Origin of the sequence: Nocardioides potassii (assembly GCF_021648885.1) — a bacterium.
Classification (GTDB): Bacteria; Actinomycetota; Actinomycetes; order Propionibacteriales; family Nocardioidaceae; genus Nocardioides; species Nocardioides potassii.
In genome coordinates this window covers 409,732-426,736 of record NZ_JAKJHZ010000009.1, presented here as the reverse complement: position 1 = coordinate 426,736, position 17,005 = coordinate 409,732, and the positions used below count along the sequence as shown (strand labels likewise).

Annotated in this window: 14 protein-coding genes; 7 read left to right on the top strand and 7 right to left on the bottom strand. The window is 71.0% G+C overall.

What is annotated here, in order from left to right:
* Positions 1–90 precede the first annotated feature (90 nt).
* From L2K70_RS15790 to L2K70_RS15775, 4 genes are all read left to right on the top strand, one after another.
* Positions 91–3,936, top strand: a complete 3,846-nt coding sequence (locus L2K70_RS15790; RefSeq protein WP_303645867.1) for a DNA-directed RNA polymerase subunit beta' — start codon at positions 91–93, stop codon at positions 3,934–3,936.
* A gap of 98 nt (positions 3,937–4,034) precedes the next feature.
* Entirely contained in the window at positions 4,035–4,625 is a 591-nt protein-coding gene (locus L2K70_RS15785; RefSeq protein ID WP_236403327.1) for a DUF4232 domain-containing protein, read from the top strand.
* Between the two features lie 54 nt (positions 4,626–4,679).
* The gene (locus L2K70_RS15780; protein WP_236403326.1) at positions 4,680–5,927 is read left to right on the top strand and encodes a geranylgeranyl reductase family protein; all 1,248 of its coding nucleotides are present in this window, start codon (positions 4,680–4,682) and stop codon (positions 5,925–5,927) included.
* Positions 5,928–5,979: 52 nt separating this feature from the next.
* Complete coding sequence (locus L2K70_RS15775) at positions 5,980–6,813, top strand: lysophospholipid acyltransferase family protein (protein ID WP_236403319.1); 834 nt, start codon at positions 5,980–5,982, stop codon at positions 6,811–6,813.
* Here the strand turns inward: L2K70_RS15775 and L2K70_RS15770 are convergent.
* Positions 6,740–7,771, bottom strand: a complete 1,032-nt coding sequence (locus tag L2K70_RS15770) for an acyltransferase family protein (RefSeq protein ID WP_236403316.1) — start codon at positions 7,769–7,771, stop codon at positions 6,740–6,742. The genes L2K70_RS15775 and L2K70_RS15770 overlap by 74 nt on opposite strands.
* A gap of 55 nt (positions 7,772–7,826) precedes the next feature.
* Here L2K70_RS15770 and L2K70_RS15765 point away from each other — a divergent pair, with 55 nt between their 5' ends.
* Both L2K70_RS15765 and L2K70_RS15760 read left to right on the top strand, forming a co-directional pair.
* Positions 7,827–8,726 (top strand): NUDIX domain-containing protein, encoded by a 900-nt coding sequence (locus L2K70_RS15765; protein WP_236403308.1) that lies wholly within the window; start codon positions 7,827–7,829, stop codon positions 8,724–8,726.
* A complete protein-coding gene (locus tag L2K70_RS15760) occupies positions 8,723–9,994 on the top strand; it encodes a hydroxyacid-oxoacid transhydrogenase (RefSeq protein ID WP_236403306.1) in 1,272 nt (423 codons plus the stop codon). The genes L2K70_RS15765 and L2K70_RS15760 overlap by 4 nt, the downstream gene beginning before the upstream one ends.
* Before the next feature lie 4 nt (positions 9,995–9,998).
* Here L2K70_RS15760 and L2K70_RS15755 read toward each other — a convergent pair whose 3' ends face one another.
* The 4 genes from L2K70_RS15755 to L2K70_RS15740 all read right to left on the bottom strand — a co-directional run bounded on the left by L2K70_RS15755 (position 9,999) and on the right by L2K70_RS15740 (position 13,842).
* Positions 9,999–10,781, bottom strand: coding sequence for a phosphotransferase enzyme family protein (locus tag L2K70_RS15755; RefSeq protein WP_236403304.1), 783 nt, complete (start codon positions 10,779–10,781; stop codon positions 9,999–10,001).
* Positions 10,782–10,833: 52 nt separating this feature from the next.
* The gene (locus L2K70_RS21745; RefSeq protein WP_236403302.1) at positions 10,834–11,730 is read right to left on the bottom strand and encodes an epimerase; all 897 of its coding nucleotides are present in this window, start codon (positions 11,728–11,730) and stop codon (positions 10,834–10,836) included.
* 125 nt (positions 11,731–11,855) lie between these two features.
* Entirely contained in the window at positions 11,856–12,224 is a 369-nt protein-coding gene (locus L2K70_RS15745) for a hypothetical protein (RefSeq protein WP_236403299.1), read from the bottom strand.
* Positions 12,225–12,336: 112 nt separating this feature from the next.
* Entirely contained in the window at positions 12,337–13,842 is a 1,506-nt protein-coding gene (locus L2K70_RS15740; protein WP_236403298.1) for an HNH endonuclease signature motif containing protein, read from the bottom strand.
* A gap of 354 nt (positions 13,843–14,196) precedes the next feature.
* Here L2K70_RS15740 and L2K70_RS15735 point away from each other — a divergent pair, with 354 nt between their 5' ends.
* Positions 14,197–15,441, top strand: coding sequence for a class I SAM-dependent methyltransferase (locus L2K70_RS15735; RefSeq protein ID WP_236403297.1), 1,245 nt, complete (start codon positions 14,197–14,199; stop codon positions 15,439–15,441).
* Here the strand turns inward: L2K70_RS15735 and L2K70_RS21275 are convergent.
* Positions 15,431–15,562: an MFS transporter small subunit gene (locus L2K70_RS21275; protein WP_268930629.1), complete on the bottom strand. Its 132-nt coding sequence runs from the start codon at positions 15,560–15,562 to the stop codon at positions 15,431–15,433. The genes L2K70_RS15735 and L2K70_RS21275 overlap by 11 nt on opposite strands.
* Positions 15,559–16,947, bottom strand: a complete 1,389-nt coding sequence (locus L2K70_RS15730; RefSeq protein WP_236403295.1) for an OFA family MFS transporter — start codon at positions 16,945–16,947, stop codon at positions 15,559–15,561. Before L2K70_RS15730 ends, L2K70_RS21275 begins: the two co-directional genes overlap by 4 nt.
* Positions 16,948–17,005: the final 58 nt, after the last annotated feature.

Genomic DNA, 17,005 nt, shown 5'->3' with positions numbered 1-17,005 from the left:
TCCGCGTCGCCCGGGTCCCCCCGGTCCCTCCCCCTACGGGCAAGCCACCCAGTGGCGTACTGACTCAAACAGCAACCAAAGGAACACACCTTGCTGGACGTGAACTTCTTCGAGCAGATCCAGATCGGCCTGGCCACCGCGGAGGAAATCCGCGCGTGGAGCCACGGCGAGGTCAAGAAGCCGGAGACCATCAACTACCGCACGCTCAAGCCCGAGCGCGACGGACTCTTCTGCGAGAAGATCTTCGGTCCCACCCGGGACTGGGAGTGCTACTGCGGCAAGTACAAGCGCGTGCGCTTCAAGGGCATCATCTGCGAGCGCTGTGGCGTCGAGGTCACCCGCTCCAAGGTGCGTCGCGAGCGGATGGGCCACATCGAGCTCGCCGCACCCGTGACCCACATCTGGTACTTCAAGGGCGTCCCGTCGCGCCTGGGCTACCTGCTCGACCTGGCGCCGAAGGACCTCGAGAAGGTCATCTACTTCGCCGCCTACATGATCACCTCGGTCGACGAGGACGCCCGGCACCGCGACCAGGAGTCCCTCGAGAACAAGGTCGGCCTGGAGCGCGAGCGCCTCGAGAAGCGCCGCGACACCTCCGTCGAGGACCGTGCCAAGAAGCTCGAGGAGGACCTCGCCACCCTCGAGGCAGAGGGCGCGAAGGCCGACGCCAAGCGCAAGGTGCGTGACGGTGCCGACCGCGAGATGAACCAGCTCCGTGACCGCGCCAACCGCGAGATCGCGCGGCTGGAGGAGGTCTGGGACACGTTCAAGAACCTCAAGGTGCAGGACCTGCTCGGCGACGAGCTCCTCTACCGCGAGATGAAGAACTGGTTCGGCAAGTACTTCGAGGGCCACATGGGCGCCACGGCGATCCAGAAGCGCCTTCAGGACTTCGACATCGAGGCCGAGGTCGAGTCGCTGCGCGACACGATCGAGAACGGCAAGGGCCAGCGCAAGGTCCGCGCCCTCAAGCGCCTCAAGGTCGTCGACGCCTTCCGCAAGACCGGCAACCAGCCCATCGGCATGGTGCTCGACGCCGTCCCGGTGATCCCGCCGGACCTGCGTCCGATGGTCCAGCTCGACGGTGGCCGCTTCGCCACCTCCGACCTCAACGACCTCTACCGCCGCGTCATCAACCGCAACAACCGCCTCAAGCGACTGCTCGACCTCGGTGCGCCCGAGATCATCGTCAACAACGAGAAGCGGATGCTGCAGGAGGCCGTCGACAGCCTCTTCGACAACGGCCGTCGTGGTCGCCCGGTCACGGGTCCCGGTAACCGTCCGCTCAAGTCGCTGTCCGACATGCTCAAGGGCAAGCAGGGTCGCTTCCGCCAGAACCTGCTCGGCAAGCGCGTCGACTACTCGGGCCGCTCGGTCATCGTGTCGGGCCCGCAGCTCAAGCTGCACCAGTGCGGTCTGCCCAAGCAGATGGCGCTCGAGCTGTTCAAGCCGTTCGTGATGAAGCGCCTCGTCGACCTGTCGCACGCGCAGAACATCAAGTCCGCCAAGCGGATGGTCGAGCGCGCCCGCCCGGTCGTGTGGGACGTCCTCGAAGAGGTCATCACCGAGCACCCCGTGCTGCTCAACCGCGCGCCCACCCTGCACCGCCTCGGCATCCAGGCCTTCGAGCCGCAGCTGATCGAGGGCAAGGCCATCCAGATCCACCCGCTCGTCTGCGGCGCGTTCAACGCCGACTTCGACGGTGACCAGATGGCCGTCCACCTCCCGCTGTCCGCGGAGGCGCAGGCCGAGGCCCGCATCCTGATGCTGTCGACCAACAACATCCTCAAGCCGTCGGACGGCCGTCCGGTGACCATGCCCTCGCAGGACATGATCATCGGCCTGTTCTGGCTCACCGCCGAGCGTGACGGCGAGCTCGGCGAGGGTCGCGTCTTCTCGTCGCCGGCCGAGGCGATCATGGCCTACGACCGTGGCGAGATCGGCATGCAGAGCAAGATCAAGATCCGTCTCGACGACATCGTCCCGCCGCTCGACCTCGAGGTCGGGGCGGACTGGGAGGAGCGGACCGCGATCCTGCTCGACACGACCCTGGGTCGCGTCTACTTCAACGACACGCTCCCGGCGGACTACCCGTTCGTCAACGAGGAGGTCGGCAAGAAGCGCCTCGGCGCGATCGTGAACGACCTGGCCGAGCGCTACACCAAGGTCCAGGTCGCCGCCTCGCTCGACGCCCTCAAGGACGCCGGCTTCCACTGGGCCACGCGCTCGGGTGTGACCGTCTCGATCGACGACGTCACCACGCCCGACAGCAAGGTCGAGATCCTGGGCCGCTACGAGGCGCAGGCCGAGAAGGTCCAGAAGAACTACGAGCGCGGCGTGATGACCGACGACGAGCGTCGTCAGGAGCTCATCGAGCTGTGGACCCAGGCTGCTGCCGAGGTCGGTCGTGCGATGGAGACCAACTTCGACCGCAAGAACCCGATCTACATGATGGTCGACTCGGGTGCCTCCGGAAACATGAACCAGATCCGGCAGGTCGCGGCCATGCGTGGTCTGGTGGCCAACCCGAAGGGCGAGATCATCCCGCGCCCGATCAAGGCCAACTTCCGCGAGGGCCTGTCGGTGCTCGAGTACTTCATCTCGACCCACGGTGCCCGCAAGGGTCTCGCCGACACCGCGCTGCGCACCGCCGACTCGGGCTACCTGACCCGTCGTCTGGTGGACGTCTCGCAGGACGTCATCATCCGTGAGGACGACTGCGGCACCGAGCGTGGTCTGCCCAAGCGCATCGACGACGAGCACGTGGAGACCTCGGCCTACGCCCGGGCCTCCGCCGTCGAGATCACCCACCCGGAGACCGGCGAGGTACTCGCCGCCGCGGGTGAGGACCTCGGCGACGTGAAGATCGGTGAGCTCGTCGCGGCCGGCATCAGCGAGGTCAAGGTCCGCTCGGTCCTGACCTGCGACGCCCGCACCGGCACCTGCGCCAAGTGCTACGGCCGCTCGCTGGCCACCGGCCAGCTGGTCGACATCGGTGAGGCGGTCGGCATCATCGCCGCCCAGTCCATCGGTGAGCCCGGCACGCAGCTGACCATGCGTACGTTCCACACCGGTGGTGTGGCCTCCGCGGACGACATCACGCAGGGTCTGCCTCGCGTGGTCGAGCTCTTCGAGGCCCGCTCGCCCAAGGGTCGTACGCCGATCTCGGAGTCGGCCGGTCGCGTGAAGATCGAGGAGACCGACAAGGCCCGCGTCGTCATCGTGACGCCGGACGACGGCTCCGAGCCCCAGGAGATCCCGGTCTCCAAGCGCTCGCGCCTCAACGTGGAGGAGGGCCAGCACATCGAGGTCGGCCACCACATCACGTCCGGTACGCCCGACCCGCAGGACGTCCTGCGCGTGCTGGGTGTCCGCAAGGCGCAGGAGCACCTCGTGGACGAGGTCCAGGAGGTCTACCGCTCCCAGGGCGTGTCGATCCACGACAAGCACATCGAGATCATCATCCGGCAGATGCTGCGCCGGGTGACCGTGATCGAGTCCGGTGACACCAACCTGCTCCCGTCCGACCTGGTCGACCGGGTGCGGTTCGAGGAGGAGAACCGTCGCGTGGTCTCCGAGGGCGGCAAGCCGGCCTCGGGTCGCCCGGTCCTCATGGGCATCACGAAGGCCTCGCTCGCGACCGAGTCGTGGCTCTCGGCGGCCTCCTTCCAGGAGACCACCCGCGTGCTCACCGACGCCGCGATCAACGGCCGCTCCGACAGCCTCCGTGGCCTGAAGGAGAACGTGATCATCGGAAAGCTCATCCCGGCCGGCACCGGCCTCGAGCGCTACCGCAACATCCGCGTGGAGCCGACCGAGGAGGCCCGCGCCGCGGCCTACTCGGTCACCGGCTACGACTCCTACGACTACGACTTCGGTCCGTCGTCGCAGGCGGTCGCGCTGGACGACTTCGACTTCGGCTCGTACCAGAACTGATCGCGGTCACCCCGAGCCCCGGTCTCCTGAGGGAGGCCGGGGCTCGGCCCATTTCCCACCCCCTTGGGTGGCCCCGCACCTCGACGCACACTGGACGCATGGTCCGATCCGTCTGGCACCGCTCACTGTTCCTCATGCTCGGCGCGTGCGCCCTCGCGGTGGTCGCGACGCTGCACCTGCACCCGGGTGCGCCTCAGGCGCAGGCCGGGGCTCCCGCCGGACCGTCGTCCTCAGCCGCCACCGGCGCGTCAACCAGGGCCGTCGCCACAGCGGTCCCCGAGTGCGGCGACGCCGACCTCACCGCCAGCTACCGCGCGCGCGACGCGGCCGCGGGCCATCGCTACGGCGTCATCCGGCTGACGGACACCGGCGACCGGACGTGCGTCCTGCAGGGGTACGGCGGCCTGTCCTACGTCGGCGGCGGCAACGGCGCCCAGGTGGGTGCTCCGGCGGACCGCGACCCGGGCACGGCGCCGCGCGTGGTCCTCCACCCCGGGGACCGGGCCCGCAGCCTCGTCTCCGAGGCCGTGGCGCAGGACTACCCGCGCGCGACATGTCGCCCGGCGCCCGTCGACGGCTTCCGCGTCTACCTCCCGGACTCGACGAGGTCGCAGCTCGTCGCGCACGCCACGACGGGCTGCCGCAACAGCAGCGTGCACCTGCTCTCGCACGAGCCCTTCCGCGGCTGAGTCCCAGCCGTGGTCGGGAGCGGGACGCTGGGAGCGGTCTGAGAGAATCCGCGCGTGACCCAGCCCGCCTCGCGCCCCACCTCGACCGACGTGCTCGTCGTCGGCGCCGGCCCCGCCGGATCGGCGGCCGCTGCGTGGGCCGCGCGGTCAGGGCTCGACGTCGTCCTGGCCGATGCCGCGACCTTCCCGCGCGACAAGACCTGCGGCGACGGGCTGACCCCACGGGCGATCGGCGAGATGCAGAGGCTCGGTCTCGAGGACTGGCTGCGCTCCCACACCGTCAACCAGGGCCTGCGCGCCCACGGCTTCGGGCAGACACTGCTCCTGCCGTGGCCGGGCGGCTCCCTGCCCGACTGGGGTTCGGCGGTCGCCCGCACCGAGCTGGACGACCACCTGCGGACGGTGGCGATCGAGAGCGGGGCCACGGCTGTCGACGACGCTCGCGCGGTCGCCGTACGGCGTCAGGGGGAGCGGGTGGCTGCGATCGAGTTCCGCGGCGCCGACGGCCCCTTCGAGATCGCGTGCCAGTGGCTCGTCGTGGCCGACGGCGTCCGGTCCCCGCTCGGCAAGCTGCTGGGCCGTGAGTGGCACCGCGACACCGTGTACGCCGTGGCCGGGCGCTCCTACGTCGACTCCGACATGTCCGACGACCCGTGGATCAGCTCCCACCTCGAGCTGCGCGACGAGCAGGGCGATCTGGTCCCGGGCTACGGCTGGATCTTCCCGCTGGGCGACGGATCTGTGAACCTCGGGGCCGGCACGCTGGCCACGAGCCGCAGGCCGGCCGAGGTGGCGATCAAGCCGCTCATGCAGACCTACGCCAACGCGATCGGCAAGGACTTCGGGCTGTCCGGGGAGCTGCGGATGCCCACGTCGGCGCTGCTGCCGATGGGTGGCGCCGTCAGCAACGTCGCGGGCCCCAACTGGGCGCTGATCGGCGACGCGGCGGCGTGCGTGAACCCGCTGAACGGCGAGGGCATCGACTACGGCCTCGAGACGGGTCGGTTCGTCGCCGAGCACATCGCGAGCGGCGCCGGCCTCGGCGAGGCGTGGCGCGCGACGCTGGTGGAGCACTACGGCGAGGCGTTCTCGATCGCCCGGCGGCTCGCCGGGATCGCCACGCAGCCCAAGGTCGTCGCAGCACTCGGCCCGGCGGGGATGCGCTCGGACTGGCTGATGACGCTGGCGCTGCGCTGGATGGGCAACCTCGTGGACGACGCCGACCGCGACCGTGCCGCGCGGGTGTGGCGCTGGGCGGGTCGGCGGTCGATGGCGCGCGACGCCCGTCCACCCTTCGCCTGAGCCGGTCGTGCCGGCGCCCGATCCGTCGCCGCGCTCGCGACGAACCACCGGCATGGGAGAGGGCGTCTACCGGGTCACCAACCGGATCGGCCGCGGGGTCATCAGGCTGCTGGGGATCGACACCCAGTGGACCGGGCTCGAGCACCTCCCGGAGCACGGTCCTGTGATCATCGCGGCCAACCACGTCAGCTACCCCGACTTCGTCCTGCTCGAGCAGGTGGCCGTCGAGCGGGGTCGCTACGTCCGCTTCCTGTGCCGCCACGACGTGTGGGACGTGCCGCTCGTCCGCACGGCGATGGACCGGATGCAGCACGTCCCCGTCGACCGCCAGGCGCCTGCGGCGGCGTACCTGCGGGCGCGCCGCCTGCTGCAGCAGGGCGAGGCGGTGGGTGTCTTCCCGGAGGCGGGGATCAGCTGGTCCTGGACCGTCCGCGCGCTCATGCCCGGCGTCGCGAGCCTGGCGCGGGAGACCGGTGCCCCGGTCGTGCCGGTGGCGGTCTGGGGATCGCAGCGGCTCTGGTCGGTCGGGATCCCCGACGCCCGCGGGAGGAAGCCACGCCCGAGCCTGCGCCGCGGCCGGCGGGTCGACGTGTCCGTCGGCGAGCCGATGGTTTTCGGACCGGACGACGACCTGACCTCGTTCACCCGCCGGCTCGGCGGCCGGCTGACCGACCGGCTCGAGCAGCTGCAGCGGCTGCCGCACCACGTGCCGCGGCCGGGGGAGCGGGCGCCGTGGTACCCCGCCCACCTCGGCGGGCACGGGCCGACCCGCGCCGAGGCGGCGCCGTACGACGTGGTGCCGCGCGCGGCGCTCAGCCCGACGTGGGGGCCGCCTCCGGACGGCGTGCCGCCCAGCGCCTCTCGATCGTCCCCAGCGGGTTCGTGAGCGGCTCCAGCACCTTGCGCACGGGCGGGCTCGCCAGCAGGAGCGCGAGCGCGACCGCGCCGACGATGGTCAGCACCAGCCCGAGCACCGGGTGGGCGGCCGTGAAGTCCATGTAGCCGAGACCCTTGAACGACTTGATGACGAAGCCGTGGAAGAGGTAGACGACCATGGTCGCGGTGCCCATCGTGGTGAACCAGCCGAGCGAGCGCCGCGGGACCAGCGACATCGCCGCGAAGGCACCCAGCAGGCCGACCATCATCACGGTGAGGCGGGTCTGGAAGACGACCTGGTCGGGGATCGGGATCTCGCTGTAGCCGGTGTCGTACCAGAGCAGCGCGGCGTCGGCCCAGGTGTCGGTGTAGGCGGCCATCACGCCGATCCCGATCAGCGTCGGCACCGCGGCGACGCGCACCCACACGTCGTCGAGGCGGGCGAGGTGGCGCGGCTTGAGGTGCAGGCCGAGCACGAAGAACGGGAGCAGTCCGAGGAAGCGCGGGATCATCAGCGCCTCGGTGTCCCACAGGCCACCGGCCAGGCTGATGATCACCGACAGCGGCAGGAACAGCCAGTGCCGCTTGAGGATCGGCGTGATCAGGCGCCACATCAGCAGCACGATCAGGTACCACATCGTCCAGTGCGGCTCGATCCACAACGGGTACTCGACGCCCTCGCCGACGATGTCGCGGCGGAAGTAGAAGAGGGCCGGCTCGAAGATGAGGTAGGGGATGGCCAGGGTGTAGAGCAGGCTCTTCATCCGGCGCCGGTCCCACTCGAACGACTTCGACAGGTAGCCGCTGACGAAGACGAACGCGGGGATGTGCCAGAGGTAGATGAAGTCGTAGACCCAGTGGCTGCCCGCGGTGGCCTCCACCAGCCCGATGGCGTGCCCGATCACGACGAGGGTGACGAGCACCATCTTGACGTTGTCGAGCCACGGATCACGGGACGCGGGGGACACGGCGCTCACGGTACTTCAAGGATGAACGATCGAGTGCCTCCTCTAGGTTGGGGGCATGGCATCCCTTCCGCAGCGCCAGCGCGTGGGGGCGTACGCCGTCATCCTGCGCGAGCACGGTGGTCGTGTCGAGGTGCTCCTCAGCCGGCTCGCGCCGAAGGTGTCCGGCGCCGAGCTGTGGACGCTGCCCGGAGGCGGCGTCGACCACGGCGAGGACCCGCGCCGGGCCGTGGTGCGCGAGATCCACGAGGAGACCGGCCTCGCCGCGACGGTCAGCGAGACCGCCCACGTCTACAGCTCCCACCTGCCGCGTGCCTCGCGGGACGGGCAGCTCGTCAACGCGCACGCGATCCGCATCGTGTACGCCGGATGGGTGGCACCCGACGCGCCCGAGCCGCGCGTGCTCGAGGTCGACGGCTCGACCGTCGACGCGGCCTGGAAGCCGTTCGACGACATCGTCTCGGGCGCCGTGCCGACGGCCGGCCTGGTCGGTGAGGCGCTCGCGGACAACCTGCCCTTCCGGCTCCAGCGGGTGGCGGCGTACGCCGTCGTGCTGCGCGGCTCCGGCGACGACCGGCAGGTCCTGCTGACGCGGCTCTCCGCGCGCGCCGCGCACCCCGGCCGCTGGACGCTCCCGGGCGGCGGCATCGACCACGGCGAGCACCCGTCCGTCGCGCTCGCGCGTGAGGTCGAGGAGGAGTGCGGGCTGTCGTGCGAGGTGGGGCCGCTCCTCGGTGTGCACGACACGCACTTCGCCGGCACCGCTCCGTCCGGGCGTCTCGAGGACTACCACGGGGTGCACCTGATCTTCGGCGCTGGCGTCGGCGACGACGACCCGGTGGTCAGGGAGGTCGACGGCACGACCGAGTCCGCGGCATGGGTCCCGATCGCCGACGTCCGCGACGGCCGGGTCGATGTGCTCGACGTGGTGACCTACGCACTGGGGGTGGTGTCGTGACCGAGTCGGTGTTCACCTATGCCGCGCCGGGCCTGAAGTTCGGCCGCGGTGCCAGCGCGGAGATCGGCTGGGACGTCCAGCAGCTGTGCGCGGGCGGGGCGAGCCGGGTGCTGCTGGTGACCGACCCGGGAGTCGCCGCGACCGGGCACCCGGACAGGGTCGCGGAGGGCATCCGCGAGCGCGGGCTCGACGTCATGGTCTTCGCGGGTGCACGGGTGGAGCCGACGGACGCCTCGATGGAGGAGGCGATCGCGTTCGCGCGCGGAGCCGGTCCTTTCGACGCCGTCGTCGCGGTCGGCGGCGGCTCGGCGATCGACACCGCCAAGGCGGTCGACCTGCTGCTGACCAACGACGGCGAGCTGATGGACTACGTCAACGCTCCGGTCGGCGGCGGACGCGCTCCGGACCGGCCGCTGCTCCCGCTGGTCGCCGTACCGACGACCACCGGCACCGGCGCCGAGTCCACCACGATCTGCGTCCTCGACGTGCTCGCGTTCAAGGTGAAGACCGGCATCTCGCACGCCCGGTTGCGGCCCACGCTCGCCGTGGTCGACCCCGACCTCACGATGACCCAGCCGGCGATGGTGACCGCGTCGTGCGGGATGGACATCCTCTGCCACGCGCTCGAGAGCTGGACGGCCCGCTGGTTCGGCGACTTCGACGCCAAGCGGCCCGAGCAGCGCGTGCCCTACTGCGGCGCCAACCCGGTCGCCGACATGTGGGCGGAGAAGTCGCTGTCCCTGTTGGCCGGCGCCTTCCGAGCGGCCGTGCGCGACGGGACCGACAGCGAGGCCCGCGAGCAGATGGCCCTCGCCGCCACCTTTGCCGGCCTCGGCTTCGGCAACGCCGGCGTCCACGTCCCGCACGCCTGCGCGTACCCCGTCGCCGGCCGGGTCCGCGACTTCCGCCCGGCCGGCTACCCCGACGACGAGCCGATCGTCCCCCACGGGATGGCTGTGGTGATGACGGCACCGGCCGCCTTCGGCCTGCTCTTCGAGGCCTCGCCGGAGCGCCACCTCCGCGCGGCGTCGCTGCTCGGCGGCGAGACCACCTCGGGCGGCCCAGAGACGCTGCCGGGCGTGCTGCGCGGGCTGATGCGCGACGTCGGCCTCCCCAGCGGTCTTGCCGAGATCGGGTACGCCGACGCCGACGTTGACGACCTGGTCGAGGGCGCGCTGAAGCAGCAGCGCCTGCTCGCCACCGCCCCGATCGAGGTCACCGCCGACGACCTCGCCACCGTCTTCCGGGGCTCCCTGCACCACTGGTGACGGGTCAGCGGGAGAACATCCCCCGGTTCGCCTCGATCCACGCGATCTCGGCCTGTCGCTCGCGCTCGACGCTCCCCTCCTCGAGCCAGGTCCGCTGCGGCTCCTGCCCCTGGGCTGCGAGGAACCGGACGTGGTCGCTCGTCCGGTGGATGCGCTCGACGACCGCGTCGACCACGTCGAAGTCCGCCACCATGTCGTACGCCTCGAGGAACACCTCGACACGGGTGCGCCGGTCAGGGACCTCCGGGAAGTGGTGCCACTCGAGCGCCGCCCTGTCGTCCCGCAGCGGGGCGAACCAGTGGAGTGCGTACGCCACGTCGCTGAGCCTCGGCGCCGGGTGGAGGAAGTCCCAGTCGATGAGCGCGACCGCCTCCCCGTCCCGCCAGACGAAGTTCCAGGGGCCGGGGTCGCCGTTGACGAAGGTGTCGCCTCCCTCGACGGGCGGAACGGCGAAGACCGCGTCCTTGGGTGGGTCCCAGCCGACCGACGCGTCGTGGATGCGGCGCAGGAGCCGCGCTGCCGAGCGCAGCCCCCGCTCGTCGTGCTGGTGCCTCCAGCCGTCCCCGCCGCTCTCGCCCTCGATGAAGCGGAGCGTCTCGGTCCGGCCGCCCAGCGACAGCGGCTCCGGGACGCAGTCCAGGCCCTGGTCGCGGAGGTGGCGCAGGAACGCGTGGACGGTCGGGGTGTGGGTCCCAGCAGGTCGGGTGACCGTCTCGGCGCTCAGCTCGATCGGCCGGAACTGCTCGTTGACCTCGGCCGCCCGGTTGAGCACCTCGTCGTCGGCCATGGCCGCACCCTCACACGGGGGCCTAGCCGGTGGCGAGCGGGTTTCGGTCTTCCTAGCGGCGGTGGCGGTCGAGATCTGCGAGCGCGTCGTCGATGCGCGGGTGCCGGAACTCAAACCCGCTCGCGAGGAGGCGGGCCGGGACGGCTCGCCGGCCGGTCAGCGCGAGAGCCGGGTCGGTGCGCAGGAAGGCCGCGCCGAGACGGACGAGCGCCGCAGGAGTGGGTGGCGCCGGGGGCCGGCCCGCGCTGCGGCGCAGCGCACGCATCAGGTCGACGTTGCGGACCGGCTCGGGACCGGTCGCGTGCACCACTCCCTCGAGGGTGGAGCCCTCCGCGAGGGCCGTCCGGACCATGGCGAGCCAGTCGTCGATGTGCACCCAGTTGATCCACTGCGTGCCGGGACCCACGCGACCGCCGAGGCCCCATCGGGTGAGGGAGCGGAGCCGGTCGAGCGCGGGGGTGTCGTTGTCCAGGACGATCCCGGTCCGCAGCACGACGCTGCGGGCGGCGTTCGCCCCGTCGAGCGCGGCCTCCCACGCGCGGGCGACGCCGGCCATCTGAGGCGGGCCGTCCGCCGGTGGCGACGTCTCGTCGAGGACGACGTCGCCGGCATCGCCGTAGATCGCCAGGGTGCTGGCCTGGACCCATACGGGGACGGGGGAATCGAGCGTGCGGCTGGCCCCGACCAGCGCGCGGGTCGGGGCGACGCGCGAGCTGGTGAGGAGCGAGATGTTGGCGGCCGTCGGTCGCTGGTCCACCAGCTCGCCGGCGAGGTTGATCACGGCACTGCCCGAGAGCTCGGCGCTCCACGATCCGACGGTCTGCCCGTCCCAAGGCACCTGCCGGTGCGGTCCCGGCCGCGGCGTGCGCGACAGCACCACGACGTCGTACCCGGCGGAGGCGAGGTCGTCGCACAGCCGGCGTCCCAGCGCCCCCGACCCACCCGCCACCACGACAGGTCTAGCGACCTTGAGAGCGAGCTCAAGCGACCCGCTGCGTGTTCAGGTGCGCTGACGCTGGATGCTGACTGTCCCAGTCTGCCGCGATGAGCGTCCGGATCTGCCGATGAGCGCGCTCACCGCGACCCAACGAAGACGACAGCCAGGTCGTGGTGGCGGAACGTCCACTGTTCGTAAGTCGTGTCGTCCGGGAGCGCCGAGAGCGAACTGCCGTCGGAGAGCCTGAAGGAGACCGCGGGTTCCGCCGTCCCCGGCACGACACCTAGGACGTCCATGCCGCAGAGGTCCCAAACCCTGTGCTCCGCATCGTCGTCGCGCCAGTCAACCTCGACTGTGCTTGCCCGCGTCCACGCCCAGGGCCCGAGGAGAGCCAGCGACCATCTTTCGCCCATCACCACCACCATCGGGTCTTGGAACTCGACCGCTCGTATGCGCAATGGCAACAGGGGCTGTGCGGCCGCCGCCAGCTCCACTGCCACACCCACGTGCACATCGTGCCGGTGGAACGTCCGGATCTGCCGCGAGCAGTGCGCCAAGGGTGTGTCCGGACAGGCTCACGCCCCCGCCATCAGGACGACCGGCGGGTGCGGGGCGGGGTCATCGTCGGCGTGGGCGAGGGATGCCGGGCGGGCCGTCGTGCGTCCTGTCGGGTCCGTCCTCGAGCTCGATCGGGGTGGTGCCGGTGTGGTCGCGTCGGTAGCGGTGGCCGTGGGGGCTGGTCCATTCGAAGACGCCGTTGGCGGTCATGTCGTAGCGCCAGGCGGTGTGGGTCTTGAGGCGGTGGTGGTGCCGGCACAGGGGCGCGAGGTTCCAGGTGGCGGTGGGGCCGGGTTGTGGTCGGCCTTCTGCTTCGGCGTCGTGGTCGTAGGCGATGACGTGGTCGATGTCGCAGCGTCGGGCTGGTCGGGTGCACCACGGGAACACGCAGGTCTGGTCGCGGAGGATGACCTGTTCGCGGATCCGGTCCGGGATGTCGTACCCGGGCGCGGTGAGGTTGGCGTTGAGGTCGGTGACGGGCTTGACGGTGATCGTCGTGCGGGAGTCGCCGCACCAGGACGTGAGCTGGTCGAGCAGCAGGAGCTTGTGTCGTTCTTCCAGGCGGCCGGTGGGACCAAAGACGGTCTGCTCGCCCACCACTACGGCGTCGAAATGGACGTGCAGCACCACCTGACGCGCTGCTGGAAGGTCGGGTCTCGATACGCCGGCTCGTTCCTCACCGGCTACTCGACCATCCATGTCGGTGGTTGAGGTGCGAGCGGAGCGAGCCTCGAAACCACCACCGCTACGCGCGAAGGCGAGGTCGAGGGCGGTCTGGGTGCGGGCGAGGTCCCCGAGGGCCTCGGCACGACGGACGTCCAACGAGGCGGTCGATCCCATGGCCTTGCGGAGCTCGGCGCCGTGGGCGACAGCCCGGTCGAGGTCGAGGGAGTCGGCGATGCCGAGCTCTGCCTCCCACCGCATGGTGCCGGCGAAGTGGACGTCGTCGTCGTGCAGCGTGACGTGGCGCGGATCGACATGGAGGTAGCCGTCCTCGGGATCGGCGGCCGCGTCCGGTGTCGCGAGGTCGAACCGCTTGATGGTCTCGGCGACGAGGCGCTCGAGCTGCACGGCACCGATCCGTCCGGCGACGGCGGCGACCTGACCGTCCACATGTGCTGCGGCTTCGGGGGTCAGGGTCGGTGTGGTGTGGATGGTGGTCTCGGCGACGAGCCGGGCCCGCCACGCGGGCACCACACCGGACTGGACTTGTGTCCAGAGTCGTGGGAGGCGGTGGCGGAGCTCGAGGGCGTGGCCGATGAGCTTCTTCGCCGCTGTGGTGGAGATGCCGAGGACGGTGCCGAGCTCGGCGACACAGAACTCCGCCACCAGCGGGCAGCCGTCACCGGCGATGGGTTCCTCGTGCTCCGACCCGCGGACCTCGAACGCCGCAGCAGCGTGGATGGACTCGGGTGGGTGGAGGTCGGCCCACCGTGCGGCCAGGTCGAGGAGGTCCGCAGCTGCGCGGTCCTCGGCAGTCTTGCGATCGCGGATTAGCGCGAGCAGGTCGGAGGCGGTGAGGGCGTCTGCCTCACCTGCTCCGGGTCCTGCGAGCGCGTCGATCATGTGTTCGATTCTAGATGAAAGCACCGACAGTCGGACCGGTCGTCAACAGGGTGGTTTCGAGGCTCGCTGCGCTCGCACCTCAACCACCGAGGACAGAGCTGGTTTCGAGGCTCGCTGCGCTCGCACCTCAACCACCGAGGACAGAGCTGGTTTCGAGGCTCGCTGCGCTCGCACCTCAACCACCGGGGACAGAGCAGGGCTCGTCCCTCGCGGGCTGCTCGACCAATCGGTTGAGCGCGCGCCACCTAGGATGGAGCCCATGAACCCCCGCCACCGCCGACTCGTGATCCCGGTGGCGCTGGGGGCGCTGATCCTCATCGTCGTCCTCGCCGCCGTGTTGTGAGCGCGCCACCGATGAGCGACGAGTGGTCCGCCCTCCGGGCGGCCGTCCTGGACGCCGACCGCTTGGTGCGGGCGCTGGCGAGCGGGCGGCGCAAGGGGCAGCCGGTGCCCGTCGTGGCGGGTCGTGAGGTGAAACGGATCGAGCTGCGCGTCGTCGACCTCAAGGCGGGTCGCCACCTGCAGGTGGTGTCGTACGACGACACGCAGGCGCACACCTCCAACCACGCGCTCGGTGACGAGGCCGCCGCAGCGGTGGACGCGCTGGTCGCGCAGCCGTTCGCCAGCTGGCACGTCGACACCACCGAGTCGACGCATCAGCTCCGCGTGACCAAGAAGGGTGCGCCGCTGCTGCACACGAAGGCGCGCAGCGATGCGGTCACGGTGTCGCACGACCACGACCGTGCCAAGGACCGGCTGCTCGCCGAGGACGACCCGGTGCTGGTCGCGCTCGGCATCAGCGACGCACACGGTCGGGTCAAGCCCACGCGACAGGCGAAGTACCGCCAGGTCGAGGAGTTCGTCCGGCTGCTCGACGCGAGCCTCACCGAGGCGATGGAGCAGGGCCAGGTGCGCACGCCGACCGAGGACGACCCCCTGCGCGTCGTCGACCTCGGCTGCGGCAACGCCTACCTCACCTTCGCCGCCCACGCCCACCTCAGCCGTCGCCTCCCGGTGAGGATGACCGGCGTCGACGTGAAGCAGCAGTCGGCCGACCACAACTCGCAGGTCGCGGCGACCCTCGGCATCGATGCCGACTTCGTGGTCGGCTCGATCGGCGACGCCGCTCTCGACCGGGCGCCGGACGTCGTGCTGGCGCTGCACGCGTGCGACACCGCGACCGACGACGCGCTCGCCCGGGCGCTGGACTGGCACGCCTCGCTGGTGCTCGCCGCGCCGTGCTGCCACCACGACATCGCCGCCCAGCTGCGCACCACCGAGGCCCCCGAGCCCTACGCCATGCTCACGCGCTACGGCATCCTGCGCGAGCGCTTCGCCGACACCCTCACCGACGCACTGCGCGCGGCGCTGCTGCGGCGCGAGGGCTACCGGGTCGACGTCGTCGAGTTCGTCGAGAGCGCGCACACCCCGCGCAACACCCTGCTGCGCGCGGTCCGGCTGCGCGGCGACGCGGGGTCGCACCGCCGCGCCAGCGAGGCCGAGGAGTCCGCCGCCCAGGAGTACGACGACCTGCTGGCGGCGTGGGGCGTCCGTCCGAGGCTGGGCGAGCTGCTGGAGGAGTCGGGGCTCAGCCGGTGAACAGGGCCGACGCCTTGACCAGCGTCTGCCACAGCCCGTAGGCGAGCGGGAGCCCGACCAGGGCCCAGGCCCCCGCCACCAGTGCCGGGCTGGTCGTGGTGTGGTCGTCGTTCGTGCTCATCGCACTGCCTCCTCGGGTGCGCGGTCCTCGTGGGCCGCGTGTGCGTGGTCGTCGAAGTGGGACTCGTCCACGGGGCGGATCAGCAGGTTGGCGACGAAGCCGACCGCGAGCACGCCGACCATCGTCAGGAGCGCGGGACGGTAGTCGGCCGCGACCAGGTTGCCCGGCTCCCCGACGGTGTCGAGGATCCCGTTGACGATGAGAGGGCCCGCGACACCTGCCGCGGCCCACGCCGTGAGCAGGCGACCGTGGATGGCGCCGACCTCGAGGGTGCCGAAGAGGTCCTTGAGGTAGGCCGGGACGGTCGCGAAGCCCCCGCCGTAGTAGGAGATGATCACCACGGCCAGCGCGACGAAGACGACCGTCGAGCTGTCGCCGAACAGCGCGAGCAGCAGGTACATCACGAGCCCGACGCCGAGGTACATGACGTAGGTCGGCTTGCGGCCGATCCGGTCCGAGAGGCTCGACCAGACGAAGCGGCCCAGCATGTTGGCGAGCGAGAGCACGCCGACGAACCCGCCGGCCGCCGCCGCGGACACGGTGCTGTCGCCGTTCTCGCGGAAGAAGTCCTGGATCATCGGGGCGGCCTGCTCGAGGATGCCGATGCCGGCCGTGACGTTGCAGAACAGCACGACCCACAGGAACCAGAACTGCGGAGTGCGGATGGCCCGCGAGGCCCGCACCAGCGCGCCGTTGGTGCCGGGGGAGTGCTCCGCCGTCGCGTCGTCACCATGGCCCGGGGGAACGCGGACCAGGGTGGCCCCGATGAGCATGAAGACGGTGTAGACGATCCCGAGGGTCAGGAACGTCTGCGCCAGCGCCGAGCTCGAGGCCACCGCGGTGGGCTCGGTGGACACGAAGTCGGCGTCGTACAGCGCCATCAGCCGGTTCGACAGCGGCGAGGCGATCAGCGCGCCGCCGCCGAAGCCCATGATCGCCATGCCCGTCGCCAGCCCGGGGCGGTCCGGGAACCACTTGATCAGCGTCGACACGGGAGAGATGTAGCCGATGCCCAGGCCGATGCCGCCGATGACGCCGTAGCCGAGGTAGAGCAGCCAGAGCTGCCCGGTCGCGATGCCGGCGGAGCCGACCAGGAATCCGGTGCCCCAGCAGAGCGCGGCGACGACCATCGCCTTGCGGGGACCGGACCGCTCGACCCAGGTCCCCAGCACGGCGGCGGAGAGGCCGAGCATCACGATCGCCAGCGAGAAGACCCAGCCGATCGCGGTCAGGCTGGTGTCGAAGCTCTCCACGAGCGAGTTCTTGAAGACCGAGAACGCGTAGACCTGCCCGATGGACAGGTGCACGGCGAGCGCGGCCGGTGGGATCAGCCAGCGGCTGTAGCCAGGACCGGCGACGATCGCCGACTTGTCGAGACGTGACATGGGACGTCCTTTCCCGAGGGTGACGACCGCCACGCTGTCCCGCGGTTGATTGAGGTGT

Coding starts and splice junctions, on each gene's coding strand:
- L2K70_RS15785 (WP_236403327.1), top strand. CDS start 4,035: ATGGTCCGATCCGTCTGGCACCGCTCACTGTTCCTCATGCTCGGCGCG.
- L2K70_RS15775 (WP_236403319.1), top strand. CDS start 5,980: ATGGGAGAGGGCGTCTACCGGGTCACCAACCGGATCGGCCGCGGGGTC.
- L2K70_RS15765 (WP_236403308.1), top strand. CDS start 7,827: ATGGCATCCCTTCCGCAGCGCCAGCGCGTGGGGGCGTACGCCGTCATC.
- L2K70_RS15755 (WP_236403304.1), bottom strand. CDS start 10,781: ATGGCCGACGACGAGGTGCTCAACCGGGCGGCCGAGGTCAACGAGCAG.
- L2K70_RS15740 (WP_236403298.1), bottom strand. CDS start 13,842: ATGATCGACGCGCTCGCAGGACCCGGAGCAGGTGAGGCAGACGCCCTC.
- L2K70_RS15735 (WP_236403297.1), top strand. CDS start 14,197: ATGAGCGACGAGTGGTCCGCCCTCCGGGCGGCCGTCCTGGACGCCGAC.
- L2K70_RS21275 (WP_268930629.1), bottom strand. CDS start 15,562: ATGAGCACGAACGACGACCACACCACGACCAGCCCGGCACTGGTGGCG.
- L2K70_RS15730 (WP_236403295.1), bottom strand. CDS start 16,947: ATGTCACGTCTCGACAAGTCGGCGATCGTCGCCGGTCCTGGCTACAGC.